The organism is Paraburkholderia madseniana (assembly GCF_009690905.1).
Lineage (GTDB): Bacteria > Pseudomonadota > Gammaproteobacteria > Burkholderiales > Burkholderiaceae > Paraburkholderia > Paraburkholderia madseniana.
The window spans coordinates 64,990-78,712 of record NZ_VOSW01000028.1 but is presented as its reverse complement, the minus strand read 5'-3'; the positions used below and the strand labels follow the sequence as shown (position 1 = coordinate 78,712).

12 protein-coding genes are annotated in these 13,723 nt (G+C 60.6%); 4 read left to right on the top strand and 8 right to left on the bottom strand.

Annotated features, from left to right (window positions below; all coding sequences use genetic code 11):
• Positions 1 to 123: 123 nt before the first annotated feature.
• From FSO04_RS16685 to FSO04_RS16655, 7 genes are all read right to left on the bottom strand, one after another.
• Positions 124 to 1,308 carry an ABC transporter substrate-binding protein gene (locus tag FSO04_RS16685; protein ID WP_154560728.1) on the bottom strand — a complete coding sequence of 395 codons (1,185 nt, stop codon included), beginning with the start codon at positions 1,306 to 1,308 and terminating at the stop codon, positions 124 to 126.
• A gap of 73 nt (positions 1,309 to 1,381) precedes the next feature.
• Entirely contained in the window at positions 1,382 to 2,089 is a 708-nt protein-coding gene (locus FSO04_RS16680) for an ABC transporter ATP-binding protein (protein WP_154560727.1), read from the bottom strand.
• The gene (locus FSO04_RS16675; RefSeq protein ID WP_154560726.1) at positions 2,076 to 2,840 is read right to left on the bottom strand and encodes an ABC transporter ATP-binding protein; all 765 of its coding nucleotides are present in this window, start codon (positions 2,838 to 2,840) and stop codon (positions 2,076 to 2,078) included. The genes FSO04_RS16680 and FSO04_RS16675 overlap by 14 nt, the downstream gene beginning before the upstream one ends.
• A complete protein-coding gene (locus FSO04_RS16670) occupies positions 2,833 to 3,843 on the bottom strand; it encodes a branched-chain amino acid ABC transporter permease (RefSeq protein WP_154560725.1) in 1,011 nt (336 codons plus the stop codon). Before FSO04_RS16670 ends, FSO04_RS16675 begins: the two co-directional genes overlap by 8 nt.
• A gap of 8 nt (positions 3,844 to 3,851) precedes the next feature.
• Entirely contained in the window at positions 3,852 to 4,715 is an 864-nt protein-coding gene (locus FSO04_RS16665; protein ID WP_154560745.1) for a branched-chain amino acid ABC transporter permease, read from the bottom strand.
• Positions 4,716 to 5,081: 366 nt separating this feature from the next.
• Positions 5,082 to 6,173: a porin gene (locus tag FSO04_RS16660; RefSeq protein ID WP_154560724.1), complete on the bottom strand. Its 1,092-nt coding sequence runs from the start codon at positions 6,171 to 6,173 to the stop codon at positions 5,082 to 5,084.
• A 485-nt stretch (positions 6,174 to 6,658) separates the two neighbouring features.
• Entirely contained in the window at positions 6,659 to 7,570 is a 912-nt protein-coding gene (locus FSO04_RS16655) for a LysR family transcriptional regulator (RefSeq protein WP_154560723.1), read from the bottom strand.
• A gap of 137 nt (positions 7,571 to 7,707) precedes the next feature.
• On the opposite strand from FSO04_RS16655, the gene FSO04_RS16650 reads away from it, so the two are divergent.
• Positions 7,708 to 8,799, top strand: coding sequence for a tartrate dehydrogenase (locus FSO04_RS16650; protein WP_168435709.1), 1,092 nt, complete (start codon positions 7,708 to 7,710; stop codon positions 8,797 to 8,799).
• A 90-nt stretch (positions 8,800 to 8,889) separates the two neighbouring features.
• Positions 8,890 to 10,185, top strand: coding sequence for an MFS transporter (locus tag FSO04_RS16645; protein ID WP_154560722.1), 1,296 nt, complete (start codon positions 8,890 to 8,892; stop codon positions 10,183 to 10,185).
• Between the two features lie 132 nt (positions 10,186 to 10,317).
• Here FSO04_RS16645 and FSO04_RS16640 read toward each other — a convergent pair whose 3' ends face one another.
• Complete coding sequence (locus FSO04_RS16640) at positions 10,318 to 10,599, bottom strand: hypothetical protein (RefSeq protein ID WP_154560721.1); 282 nt, start codon at positions 10,597 to 10,599, stop codon at positions 10,318 to 10,320.
• Between the two features lie 329 nt (positions 10,600 to 10,928).
• Here FSO04_RS16640 and FSO04_RS16635 point away from each other — a divergent pair, with 329 nt between their 5' ends.
• Both FSO04_RS16635 and FSO04_RS16630 read left to right on the top strand, forming a co-directional pair.
• Positions 10,929 to 12,059 (top strand): VIT1/CCC1 transporter family protein, encoded by a 1,131-nt coding sequence (locus FSO04_RS16635; protein ID WP_154560720.1) that lies wholly within the window; start codon positions 10,929 to 10,931, stop codon positions 12,057 to 12,059.
• A 469-nt stretch (positions 12,060 to 12,528) separates the two neighbouring features.
• Positions 12,529 to 13,641, top strand: coding sequence for a hypothetical protein (locus FSO04_RS16630; protein ID WP_154560719.1), 1,113 nt, complete (start codon positions 12,529 to 12,531; stop codon positions 13,639 to 13,641).
• The last annotated feature ends 82 nt before the right edge of the window (positions 13,642 to 13,723 follow it).

Here is a 13,723-nt window from a genome sequence, read left to right as displayed (position 1 = left end):
GAATGACCGGTGCGCTTGCTGTTCGCGCGGCTCCCTGCGGGCGGCGCGGTAGTGCTCGAGCGCCTCATGCGCGTGCTGGAGTTTGTCCTCGAACTAGCGCCGGAAGCCTCCCGCATCACGTCATCACTTCGCCGCTGCCAGCGAACTCAAGTCCGCCGATTTCAACTGTCCGCCCTGAACCACCGCCGCAAGCGGTTTGCCGATCACGAAGCCGCCGTGATCGTCGACGCCCGTCACGCTTTGCGGATTAGCCTGTGGCGGCAGCGCCTTCACGGCTTTATCGAACTGATTGCGGATCGCGGTCGCGTCGTTGACGCTGCCGGCCAGCTTCATCGCGAGTGCCGTTGCGTAGACCGCGGTGTAGTTCAGCGATACTTCCTGGCTCGGATCACGGCCACCGTGACTCTTGCGGAAGCGCTCCACAAACATTTTGGCGTTCGGCGTTTCATCGTTGGCCAGCGGCAATACTCCGATCGCGCCGTTCAGCGGTGCATAGCCGCCGGTCACCTTGGCCACTTCGTCGAGCTTGGCCTGGTCCATCACGATAAAGCCGCCCTTGAAGCCCAGTTCGCGCGCCTGCTGCGCAATCAGGCCGGTCGGCTCGGACGGGCCGCCGATAAACATCACGTCCGGTTTGGCTGCCAGCACACGGCTCACGCCGCTGTAGAAATCGGTGGCGCGGTTATACGACATCGAATTGTCCGCGACGATCGTGCCGCCGGCTGCTTCCCACGCGGGCTTGAATGCGGCGACCCAGACCTTGCCGTAGTCGGTATCGGTGGCGACGAGTGCAACCTTCTTGCCGTACGTCGCCATTTCGTACTTGATGAACGAGTTCAGATACGAGGTGAACGCGGGAGGAATGCGCACCGTGAGCTTGTTGCCGCGCTCGCTGATCTGCGGCACGCTGGTGTACGAGAGCAGCAGCAGTTTCTGTTGTTCGTTGCTGGTCTGCACGGCGAAGCCACCGCCCGAATGCGGCACGAGCACCACAGCCGCCTGCTGTTCCTGCGCAAGACGACGCGCGTTGATCGCGGTTTCGGCGGGGTTGTACTTATCGTCGAGCGGCACGATTTCGAGCTTGATCTTCTTGCCGGCCACTTCGATGCCGGCCTGATTGACGTCGGCGGCCGCCATCTGCATGCCTTCGAGCACTTCCTGGCCGTACTTCGCCGCGCCACCGCTCAACGGACCGGAGTAGCCGATATGCACCACCTGCTGCGCCATCGCGGCGCCCGTGCCCAGCAGCGCCGTTGTGGCGACAGCCGCAACTACTCCAGCGCGTCCGCACAAGCGTTTGATCGTCATACGTGTCTCCTTTGGGATTGTTCGAATGGCCCGGCGCTTAAGCGTCAGGCGTCAGGCTGTGCATCAAATGCGTTCAGCCGCCGACGTAAGCGCGCCGGATCGCTTCGTTGTTCATCAGACTCGTGTGATCGCCTTCGAGCACGATGCGGCCGTTCTCGATCACGTAGGCGCGGTGCGCGATCTTCAACGCCGCAAACGCGTTCTGTTCGGCTAGCAGCACCGTCGTGCCCGCGCGATTGATCTGCTGGATCACCTCGAACACCTGCTTGACCACGAGCGGCGCGAGACCGAGCGACGGTTCGTCGAGCAGCAACACCTTGGGCCGGGCCATCATCGCGCGGCCGATCGCCACCATCTGCTGCTGCCCGCCGGACAACGAGCCGGCCGCATGATCCTTGCGTTCGGCGAGAAGCGGAAAGAGTGCGAACACCTGATCGAGATTGCGCTGATTGCCGGCCTTGTCACCGCGATGCACATAGGCACCGAGCGTGAGGTTCTTCAACACCGACATGCCCGGGAACAGCTTGCGGCCCTCGGGGCAATGAATCACGCCGTTGCGCACGATCTGCGCGGGCGTCATGCCGAGCAGCTCGCGCGTTCCGAGGCGCAGGCTGCCGCTCGCAGCGCGGCGCAGGCCGCTCGTTGCGAGAAAGATCGAACTCTTGCCCGCACCGTTAGCGCCGAGCAGCACGACCAGTTCGCCGTCGTCCGCGTGCAGCGTAATGCCGTCCAGCGCGCGGAAACTGCCGTAATCGAGCGCGACGTTCTCAAACTTCAGCATGTTCGCTCCCAAGATAGGCATCGATCACGGCCGGGTTGGCGCGAATCTCGGCAGGCGTGCCCTCGGCGATTTTCTTGCCGTAGTTCAGCACCATGATGCGATCGGCGAGCTTCATGATCATGTTCATCTTGTGTTCCACCAGGCACACCGTCACGCCGTGTTTCACCAGCTTGCGGATCAGTTCGGCGAGGCCTTCGGTCTCTTCGGGATTGACGCCGCCGGCGGGTTCGTCGAGCAGCATCAGGCTCGGTTCGGTGGCGAGTGCGAGCGCCACGGCTGCACGCTTGCGCTCTTCCTGCGAGATGTCGCCGGCCATCCGTTCCGCAATTGCCGACAGCCCGACGAAATCCAGGGCCTCGCGCGCCTTCTCGCGGCAGATGCGTTCTTCCTGTTTGAGCCGCGCAGAATGTGTCAACACGTCCCACAGCCCCGAGCGCGTGCGCAGCCGGTGGCCGACGATCAGGTTGTCGAGCACGCTCGCCCGGTCGAACAGCGCGGTGGATTGAAACGTGCGGGCGATGCCGAGACGCGCCATCTGATCGGCAGCCAGCTTTGTCACGTCCTGGCCTTTGAAGCGGATGCGTCCCGAGCTCGGTAGATGGGCGCCGCTGATCAGATTGAAGAAGGTGGTCTTGCCCGCGCCGTTCGGCCCGATGATTGCATTGATCTTGCCGGCTTCGATATGCGTGCTGACGTCGTCGACCGCGACGAGACCGCCGAAGCGTTTGCTGAGCGAGTCGATTTCAAGCATGGCGGTCTCCGCGCGTGGGCTGCGATTGGAGCGCGACGCCGCCGCTTTTCGCCGTTGCCAGTTTCGCGCGCCGGCTCGTTCTTGCCCGATACAAACCGACGATACCGTTCGGCAGAAAGATCACCAGCAGAATCAGGATCGGGCCGAACACGACGAAACGGTACGCCTGCAAGAACTGCAGATACTGCGTGAGCCACGGTATGGCGAGCGCGCCGAGCAGCGGGCCGGCGAGGGTGCCGATGCCACCCACCAGCATATACATGGTCATGTCGAAAGTATGCTCGACGCCGGCCAGATCTGGTCCGAGAAAACGCACGGAGCCCGCATAGAGGCCGCCCGCGAGCCCGGCATAGACGACCGACAGCACGAAGGCCAGCACCTTGTTGCGCATCAGGTTGATACCGAGCGACTGTGCGAGACCGTCGCTATTGCGGATCGCCATGAAGGTCCGGCCAAGCAGCGAGTCGACGATGCGATGCATCAGCCACACGCCGAGCACCAGAAAGGCGAACACCAGGTAATAGAGCGGCCGCGGATTTTCAAAAGAGACGATGCCGAAGCCCGAAGGCGCAGGGATGCCGACAATGTCTGAGACACCATGCGTGAGGCTGTCCCATTTCTCGATGACGAGAAACATGATGTAGCCGACGCACAGCGTAAAAATAGAAAAGTAGTGGCCGCGCAGACGCAGCGAAACAAGGCCGACCAGCGCCCCCAGTATCGCGACGACAACGCCTGACGCAATGAACGCGATCCAGAACGGCACCTGATGATCGACCGTGAGAATGCCCACCGTGTACGCGCCCACCGCCATGAAGCTGCCGTGCGCGAGATTGAACTGCCCCGTATAGCCGGTGATCAGATTCAGCCCGACGGTGGCCAGCGCGAAGACGTACGCGGTGGACATCACGGTGAGCATGTAGTCGTTGGTGGCCAGAAACGGAAACACGAGACCGAGCACGAACAGCAGTGTCCACCCCAGCTTGCCCTCGAATAATTTCATGACCGGTTTCACGATGCGCGCAGTTCCTTGGTGAACAGACCTTGAGGACGAACCGACAGAATCACCACCAGCAGCACGAAGGCGATGATGTCCTTGTAGTCGGTCGAAATGTAGAAAGCGCCGAAGCTCTCCGCCATGCCGATGATCAATCCGCCGACGATCGCGCCCGGCACGCTGCCCATGCCGCCGAGAATGATGATCACGAAGGCCTTCAGGATCACCAGTTGGCCCATCGCCGGATAGACGAGGTTGATCGGCGCGTACAGCGTGGCGGCCACGGCGGCGAGAAGGCCCGAGATGCCGAAAGTCAGCATCGTCACCTTGTTGGCGTCGATGCCCATCAGCGAGGCGCCTTCGCGGTCCTGCGCCATCGCGATGATGCTCGAGCCGATCACCGTGTATTTGAGGAAGAGTTGCAGCAGCACAACCAACGCGAACGCTGCGCCGATGATCAGCAGGCGTTGCACGGGCGCGGTCACGCCGCCCAGATCGACGATCCCGGCGTAGGGCGTGGCCATACGATGAAAGTCCGCGCCCCAGATCGCCTGCGCACCGGCTTCGAGAAACAGCAGGAGGCCGATCGCGGCGATCATGGGATGCAATTCGGAAGATTTGCGCAGCGGATGGAACACCAGCCGCTCGGCGAGCATCGCGAGTACTGCGACCGCGAGGCCGGAGCCGATCATCGCGAGCCAGTAGTTCCAGCCGAGCCGGCTCATCAGGTAGAACGAGACGAACGCGCCGACCATGTAGAACGCGCCGTGCGCGAAATTCGGCACTGCGAGAATGCCGTAGACCAGCGTGAGTCCGAGTGCGACGAGGCTGTAGATGCCGCCCAGCGTCAAGCCGTTGAGAAGCTGCTGCAAAAACATGTCCACGCTTTGACACCCTCCAACGGAAGCACGCTGTGCAATCGTTACCCTTGCTGCAGGGGACGCATCGCCGCACACCTGACTACGGACGGGACAACAGCCGCTCTCTCGAATCCGGCGACCGTTATCGACGGTTGTCGACGCTTGAAACACGCACGCATCGGCGCGAACTGGAAATGGCGATGTGTGGCGGTGCTAGAGAAATTTGGCACGGGCGTTCACTTTCCGTCAACAGGTTTTTCCATTTGATTGTTCTGCATTGCAGATTATTAGGGAAGTCACTTAGATGACGCGCATCAAGTCGCCCGTTCGCATGATCCGGCGCACCGCCTGCGCGGCACGCCGGTATCTCGCGTTCTGCGCCGGCTAGAACATGTGCCGCATGCCGATATTCACGCCGGCCGTCGTGCCGGTCGCTTCGTTCAGTGCGTTGTTGACGGACAGTCCAGTGTGCATGGCACCGTGGTTGGTCACGAAGCCAGCTTGTCCATACACCACGGTGGCCTTCGACAGGGAATAGTCGACGCCGGTGGACGCCAGTATCGAATTGTTCGACGAGTTGTTTCCGTCGCGCGTGACCCACACACCCGCGTCGACGTTCAGCGCCGGTGTGATGCGATAGCTGGCGCCGCCTGAATAGACACGATCGTTGAACGAGCCTGCCACCTTGTACTGCACGTAGGAGGCCTTCACTGTCAGGTTGTTGAACACATAGCTGGCGCCGAGCGCACGGCCGTCGAATTCGACCACGCTCGGAATCGCGATCGATGCAGCGCTGCCGCCGGCGTTGCCGCTGTAGAGCGCGGCATCGACGGTCAGCGTGCCGAGGTGGTAGCGCAGGCTCGCCGAGTACTGGCGGCCCGCCTGAAAGTTCCCGGCCGTGCCGCCCAGCGCCATCATCGCGCTGGCTTGCAAGCCGGCGATTTCCGGCGACGTGTACGAAATGCCGTTCGGATTGAACAGGCCAGTCACATAGACGTTGTTGAGATAGGTGATGAGACCGCTGCCGAAGTACGACATCTCGCGCGGATCGAAGTCGTACACCGCGAGGAAGAAGGGCGAGAACTGCAAGCCGGCCTTGACCGTGCCGTAGCGGCTGTCCACGCCGACCCACGCCTGCCGCCCGAACTCGTTGCCGTTCGAATTGCTGAACGCGCCGTTGGCAATGCTGATGCCGCTTTCGAGTTCGAAGATCGCACGCATGCTGCCGCCGAGATCTTCGGCGCCACGCATGCCGAAGCGCGAGCCGGAGAGGCCGCTGTCGGTGAACGAGTATTGATGGCCGGCGCTCTGACCTGTGGCCGCGTTAAGCGTTTTGCTGGTGTAGAGGATCGAGCCGTCGACGATGCCGTACAGCGTGACACTGCTTTGTGCATGGGCGCTCTGGGCCGTGCCCAGGGCGCATGCTCCAACTAATCCAAGAATGGCTCCAACTCGATTGCGATGACTTGCCGGCATGCTTCGTGTCTCCTTGTTTATTGGAATCAATTGAACTGGCGAAGTATTGCTTGTGCTGCAAGATTCTGGCGATCTGTTGCGCGATACGATCTCAACAGGCAATAGCGACAATAGCGGGCCCTCGCGATCTGATAAGGGATGCGAAATAGTGGGTGTGCTGGTATGCGTTTCGAGTCCGGTTGCCGGCTGGCTTGTCTCCTGGGTGCAGGGGCGGCCCGGCGCTGCTATGAGTTCATCGATCGCGTGCTTGCGCACAGGATGCAGGCGCAATTTGGCACGACCGTTCGTTCTGTGTCAACGGGGGAAACCGCTCGTTTGGCCTGCAATGCAGGCCAAAATAGGGAAAACACCTGGCACTGAAGGCGCGCTTGAAGTGTGCCGTAAGGCTATGTAATACAAGGAGATTGCCGGAATTATCCGGTTTGAATTGCGAGAAAGACGGCTGATGCGGTGGTTCTGCATTGCAGAACTATCAAAGAACGGACTCAGCGTGTGCCGAACGTCTCTATCAGCATGTCGACGAAAGCCTTGACCCGCGCCGTCATCTGCAACTGTTGCGGGTACACCGCATAAATATCGGCACCCGGCGTGCGGTATTCCGGCAATACGTGGATCAGGCGGCCATCGGCGAGATACTCCGCGATATCCCATTCCGCCCGCATCAGAATGCCGTGACCGTCGAGCGCCCACTTCACCGCGATCTCGCCGTCGTTGGTGGTGAGGTTGCCGCGCACGCGTACGGTCTCGGTCTTTTCGGTCGAACCGCGTCCGCTGGTCAAGCGCCAGAGCCCATAGCCATCGTCGCCCTGACGAATGCCGATGCAATTGTGTTGCGATAACTCCGCCGGACTGCGCGGCGCGCGCCGTTTGGCGAAATACGTTGGCGATGCGCAAAGCAATCGCCGGTTCGGCGCGACCCGGCGCGCAATCACGCGCGCATCCGGCGGTTCGCCGAAACGCACGCACACGTCGAAGGCGTCGTCGCTAATCGGTGGCGGGTCGACGGAGAGTTGCAATTGCACGTCCACCTCGGGAAAGCGCCGCACAAATCGGGAAATGAGCGGCGCCACGTGACTGCGGCCGAAACCGAGCGTCGCGTTCACGCGCAACAGGCCTTTCGGGGCCGCTTGCGAGCCGCCGAGCAACTGGGCCAGGTCGTCCATTTCGCTCAGGATGCGTCTGGCGCGAGTCAGGTAGAGTTCGCCCTCCGGCGTAAGGCTCATACGCCGGGTCGTGCGATTCACGAGCGACACGCCCGCGCGCGATTCCATTTGCGCCAGATGCTTGCTCACGGCTGCCGTGCTCAAGCCGAGTTCGCGCGCAGTCGCGGTCAGACTGCCGCTTGCGGCGAGCTTGGAGAAGAAGGCGAGGTCTTCCGGTTGTATCGACGAAGTCATGTTGAGTGGGTCGATGAGCAGGCCGATGAACAGCCTATTATTAACTGCAGGTTAAGGATGCTTTGAGTCTAGCAGCGTTTTCGCGTGCGGTCGCCATACTAGGATGCAGCCATACGTTCAACACCAAGGAGACGCCAGTGAAGACCTATCGCATCGCAACCATTCCCGGCGACGGCATCGGCAAGGAAGTCGTGCCCGCGGGCCAACGGGTTCTCGAAGCCATCGCTGCGCGTAGCGACGCCTTCCGGTTCGAGTTCGAGAATTTCGATTGGGGCGGCGATTTCTACCGCCAGCACGGGGTGATGATGCCGGCCGATGGGCTGGATGCCATCCGCAACAAGGATGCGATTCTGTTCGGCTCGGCGGGTGATCCGCATATTCCCGATCACGTGACGCTTTGGGGATTGCGCCTGAAGATCTGTCAGGGCTTCGATCAGTACGCGAACGTGCGTCCCACTCGCATCCTTCCTGGCATCGACGCACCGTTGAAGCGCTGTGGGCCGAAGGATCTCGACTGGGTCATCGTTCGCGAGAACTCGGAGGGCGAGTATTCCGGCGTAGGTGGACGCGCACACCAGGGCCATCCGATCGAAGTGGCAACGGACGTTTCGATGATGACCCGCGCGGGCGTCGAACGCATTCTTCGATTCGCGTTCCGCCTCGCCCAGTCGCGACCGCGCAAGCTGCTGACGGTGATCACCAAGAGCAATGCGCAACGTCACGCCATGGTCATGTGGGACGAGATTGCGCTCGAAGTCTCGAAGGAATTTCCTGGCGTCAAGTGGGACAAGGAACTCGTCGACGCCGCCACCGCACGCATGGTCAACCGTCCCGCCACGCTCGACACGATCGTCGCGACGAACCTTCACGCGGACATTCTCAGCGATCTGGCCGCGGCACTGGCCGGCAGCCTCGGCATCGCGCCGACCGCGAATCTCGACCCCGAGCGCCGCTATCCCTCGATGTTCGAGCCGATTCACGGTTCCGCATTCGACATCATGGGCAAGGGTCTCGCCAATCCGGTCGGCACGTTCTGGTCGGTTGTGATGATGCTCGAGCATCTCGGCGAAATGGCCGCTGCCCAGCAGTTGATGAGCGCGATCGAACGCATCACGGCTGCCCCGGCGTTGCACACGGGTGACCTCGGCGGTACGGCCACAACAGCGCAGGTGACCGACGCGGTCTGCGCGATCCTCGCAGCGGAATCGGCGGCGTTCAAGGTAGCCTGAACTGGCCGCATGCAATACGCAACGCGCATTAGACAAAAACAAAACGCCCGGACGAATACGTCACGGGCGATTTAAAGACTGGAGACTGGCATGGCCAATGAATTGCAAGCCCGTGTGGTTCGCAAGCTGACGTGGCGTATTTTGCCCTTCGTCATGCTGCTTTATTTTGTGAGCTTTCTCGATCGTGTGAACGTCGGCTTCGCGGCGCTCACGATGAACAAGGACCTCGGCCTCTCGCCGACCATGTTCGGACTCGGCGGCGGCATCTTCTTTCTTGGGTACTTTCTGTTCGAAGTGCCCTCGAACCTCATTCTGAACAAGGTCGGTGCGCGCATCTGGATCGCGCGTGTGATGGTGACGTGGGGGCTGGTGTCGGCGGCTTCCGCGTTTGTCGTCGGGCCGAATTCGTTCTATACGCTGCGCTTCTTGCTCGGCGTGGCCGAAGCCGGTTTCTTCCCCGGCATCATTCTTTATCTCAGCCAGTGGTTTCCCGCGCGGCAACGAGCAGTCGCGGCGGCCGCGTTCATGGCGGCCGCACCTTTGTCGACGGCAATCGGATCGCCCATTTCAGGCGCCATCATGCAGATGCCGGCCCTGTTCGGCTTGAAAGACTGGCAATGGCTTTTCCTCATCGAAGCGATTCCTGCGGTTGTTCTCGGGTTCGTGGTTTTGAAAGCGCTCACCGATTCGCCAGAAAAGGCGGCGTGGCTTGCCGCGGATGAGAAAGCGTGGCTCGTCGCGACCCTACGCGAAGAACGCGCGGGACGTGAATCGCAGGCGGGACACGCGGCAGGTGCGCTCGCCGCGCTGCGCGACCCGCGCGTGTGGATCATGTCGATGATTTACTTCGGCACCTCGGCGGGGCTTTATACGCTCGGACTGTGGGCGCCGCTGATCATTCGCCAATTCGGTTTTAGCGCGCTGGGTACCGGCGCGTTGAACGCGATTCCCAGCGTGCTGGCCGTGATCGGCATGGTGCTGTGGGCGCGCCATTCGGATCGCACTGGCGAGCGCACGTGGCATGTGGTGATTCCGTGCGTCGCAGCCGGCATCGGGCTCGCATGGGCAGGCTTTGCGGATACAGTTGTTGCAGCGGTGTTCGCGCTGATTCTCGTGAACGTGGGCATCAGCGCGGCCAAGGCGCCGCTGTGGGCCATGCCGAGTACCTTTCTCTCTGGCGCTGGCGCCGCGGCCGGTATCGCCATGATCAACTCGATCGGCAATCTCGGCGGTTTCGTCGGTCCGTTTGCAATCGGCTGGCTGAAGAGCGTGACGGGTGGATATGCTGCCGGGCTCTATGTGGTTGCGGCGAGTCTTGCGGTTTCCGCCGTGCTCACGTTGGCTATCGGCCGGCGAGGATATCGGGCGGCTCCTGCGCCGCAATGATCTCGCTGGTTTTTGATCGGCTTTCTGATTGAAGATGTGCCTCACTCCCGCGCTGATTGTTGCCCGCTGACTTGCCGCAAATAGTGGCTAGCGCGGAGACAGCGAGGAAGTGCAAGGCATCATCGCGCGTATTCAATGCTTGAACAATCCCGAATTCTTACCCTCGAAATGCATCGTCGAAGATTGCGAAAAGCTTGTCGCGGGTGCACCGTAACCTGAGCTGTCACCAGATCCCGACATCTTGTGTGAGGGCTGCTGATATTGCGTACCCGGCTGATTGTTCTGCGTGTCGTGCATCGAGACGGTGGGTGCCGTCGTTGTGTCGTTCATCGGTGTGTTCATCTGCTGGGCAAACGACAGAGTCGGGATGGCGACGATCGACGCAACGAGCATGATGTGTTTGAGTGCTTTCATGATAGTTCTCCAATAGTGTGATGGTGCCGCGCCGACCATTCCGGTCGATGCGTACTCACAGAATAAGCAGCGTTCCTTAATTTCTCCTTAGGCGAGGCCAAATTACTTTCTTCCGTATTTCGAAGCGCGGAAATACTGGACGATAGTGGCGAGAACCTGTGCTTGATGAGGACACGCATAAGCATGTCTTAAGAAAAAATCGTGCGGAACCAAATGGGGATGAGAACTGTTGGTGTTCTCGCTCAACATGCGCTTTAGGGGCTTTATGATTTCCGTGCCTGAATCGATTACGCTTCGTTGTTATCGAACCGATATGCAGGCACATTCCCATGGCATCCAAACATGAAGTCAAGCGGTACAGAGCCAATCTCTCCGACGAGCTCCACAGCGCCGCGCTCTATGAAACGCTCGCGAAAGTCGAGAAGGACGACACGCGCAAGCAGGTCTACAGCGACCTCGCAAAATCGGAGCACGATCATGCGCAGGTATGGGCCGATAAGCTGAGAGCTAACGGCATCCAGCCGAAGGGCACCGGCCAGGCCGTGAAAACGCGCCTGATGAAAGCACTGGTACGCATGTTCGGCGCGGGTTTCGTGCTACCCACGCTTGCCGCGGCTGAATACGCTGACCGTAACAAATACCACGGGCAACCGGACGCGGGCAGTATGTCGGCCGACGAGCATCACCACGCGGCGGTAGTCCAGACCCTGGCTCACGGCGGGGGCGACCCGGCCCTGTCGCAAGGGGCGCGCATCGCCGCTGCGGAGTCGTGGCATAAGGGCGTTTCGTCGGGTAACGATCTGCGTGCAGCCGTGCTCGGTGCGAACGACGGCCTCGTTTCGAATTTCTGCCTGATCATGGGCGTGGCCGGCGCGGGAACCGGCAACAAAGCGATCCTACTCACGGGGCTTGCCGGCCTGATCGCCGGCGCGTGTTCAATGGCGTTGGGTGAATGGCTGTCGGTGACCAATGCGCGCGAGCTGGCCAGTACCCAGATTGCTAAAGAAGCGGAGGAACTGGAGGTGTCTCCGGAAGCCGAGGAGCACGAGCTGGCGCTGATCTATCGCGCCAAGGGTCTGGACGCGGTCGAGGCCAAACGGGTGGCGTCACAGATGATGCGTGACAAGGACAAGGCGCTCGATACCCTGACGCGCGAGGAACTCGGACTCGATCCCTCGGAGTTGGGCGGCAATCCCTGGTCCGCTGCAGGTGTCTCGTTTTGCCTGTTCTCGGTCGGCGCAATTTTTCCGGTGATGCCGTTCCTGTGGACGCACGGGCTTAGTGCGATCGTGCAATGCATCGTACTCAGCATGCTTGCACTCGCATCCATTGGGGTCTTTACCTCGCTATTCAACGGGCGCAGCGCAGGGTTCTCCGCCATGCGGCAGGTCGTCATCGGTCTCGTGGCCGCAGGCTTCACGTTCGGCGTTGGGAAGCTGTTGGGGGTATCGATTTCCTGATGAACGCGATCGTGTTGCGCTGATTCTCGCCTATTCTTTCAATTCATTTACCTCTCTGGCAGCGAGGCATTACGGTTTGTTTTCAACTTGCTTGCCGAAGGCTACTCTCAGCCGCTTTCGTCGATGTGATTCTTACATCGACTACGTCATTTAATTATTAAGCGATCCTATGAGTACACGCCGCTTTCAATAGCGGCTTTTTTTGCACCTCGAAAACGCACTCACTTAAGCGTCTCTTAAGCGGTGAGCAGGTAGTTTTCTTTGCGCTATCGAGAAGAAAAAATCCTGCGATTCGGTCAATAAGAAAGTTTTTTCAAGGTGCACCTGTATTTCGCTACGTCATTCGATTGACATTATCTGCCGTTAAAGTGAAACCGCCGGCTTATACGGTTTTTTACTGTACTGGTGTGGTAGAGGGATGTCGTTTCCTTGACGAAGAAAAAATGCATTTAATCAGGACACCTTTAAAATGAAAAAGACTTCCATTGTTTTGATGATTTCGGCTGTGATGGCGCTTTCGGCGTGTGGCGGAGGCGTTGACAATCCGAGCCCGGCGGCAACAACGGCAGCGGCGGCGCCAGTTCCGAACACGGCAACCGCCACCGGCTACTCGCTCGCGGTATTCGCAAAAGCACCCTCGGCAACCCAGAAGCCCGATTCGATCGTGCAGATGGGTTCCAGCATATTCATCGGCTATCAGAACGCCGGCGAAGTGAAGGACGGCTCGGTGCCCGGTATCACCAACCAGGTCGTGCAATACGACCTGAGCGGCAACGCCCAGAAAACGTTCACGGTGCCGGGCCACGTAGACGGCCTGATGGCGCGCAGCGACACGAACACGCTATGGGCAATGGCGAATGAAGACGGCAATCCCGAGTTGACGATCATCGACCTCGCCACGGGCGCACAGAAAACCTATCAGGCGACGGTCAATCCCACCGTGCACGGCGGCGGCTATGACGATATGCAACTCATCAACGGTGTCGTGTATGTGAGTGCTTCGGCGCCCACGACGCCGGGCGTGGGTCCGACCGTCGTTGCGCTCACGCTGAACGCCAATGGTTCCACCTTCGACGTGACGCCGGTGCTGGCCGGCAACGCCCAGGCTATCGACGTGACGCCATCTGTGGGGGGCGCGGCGAACCCTACGTTCAATCATCCGGTGACGCTGACCCTGACCGATCCGGATTCGCTGGCCATCGACCCGTCGGGGAAACTCGTGCTGGATAGCCAGGCGGACGGCAAACTCGTGTTCATCAGCAATCCCGGGCCAAGTCAGAGCGTCAGTGTCCTGACGCTCACGCTGTACAGCGATAAGGATGGTCCGATCTACCCGGTGGACGATACGCGCTTTGTCCCGGCGCCGGGTTCGACGGGTAAGACATTCATGCTGTTCACCGACGCAAACAACACGACGTACCGTGTCGATGCGCCGTTCAAGCAGGGTGATGCGTACAGCGCGGGTCAGGGGCAGGTGATGCAACTCGACGTGAAGTCCGGTCACCTCACGCCGGTGGTGGCGGGTATCGGTAGTGCATCCGCGCTGCAGGATCCGCACGGCATGCTCTTCGTCGCGCAGTAAGTAGCAGGCAAGGCACGCCTCAGCGAGTTTCCTGAGGCGGCCGGCCGCACAACAAGCCCTTTACCGGCCATGCGCCGCCACT

Coding starts and splice junctions, on each gene's coding strand:
- FSO04_RS16680 (WP_154560727.1), bottom strand. CDS start 2,089: ATGCTGAAGTTTGAGAACGTCGCGCTCGATTACGGCAGTTTCCGCGCG.
- FSO04_RS16665 (WP_154560745.1), bottom strand. CDS start 4,715: ATGTTTTTGCAGCAGCTTCTCAACGGCTTGACGCTGGGCGGCATCTAC.
- FSO04_RS16675 (WP_154560726.1), bottom strand. CDS start 2,840: ATGCTTGAAATCGACTCGCTCAGCAAACGCTTCGGCGGTCTCGTCGCG.
- FSO04_RS16635 (WP_154560720.1), top strand. CDS start 10,929: ATGGCATCCAAACATGAAGTCAAGCGGTACAGAGCCAATCTCTCCGAC.
- FSO04_RS16630 (WP_154560719.1), top strand. CDS start 12,529: ATGAAAAAGACTTCCATTGTTTTGATGATTTCGGCTGTGATGGCGCTT.
- FSO04_RS16640 (WP_154560721.1), bottom strand. CDS start 10,599: ATGAAAGCACTCAAACACATCATGCTCGTTGCGTCGATCGTCGCCATC.
- FSO04_RS16660 (WP_154560724.1), bottom strand. CDS start 6,173: ATGCCGGCAAGTCATCGCAATCGAGTTGGAGCCATTCTTGGATTAGTT.
- FSO04_RS16670 (WP_154560725.1), bottom strand. CDS start 3,843: ATGAAATTATTCGAGGGCAAGCTGGGGTGGACACTGCTGTTCGTGCTC.
- FSO04_RS16645 (WP_154560722.1), top strand. CDS start 8,890: ATGGCCAATGAATTGCAAGCCCGTGTGGTTCGCAAGCTGACGTGGCGT.
- FSO04_RS16685 (WP_154560728.1), bottom strand. CDS start 1,308: ATGACGATCAAACGCTTGTGCGGACGCGCTGGAGTAGTTGCGGCTGTC.
- FSO04_RS16655 (WP_154560723.1), bottom strand. CDS start 7,570: ATGACTTCGTCGATACAACCGGAAGACCTCGCCTTCTTCTCCAAGCTC.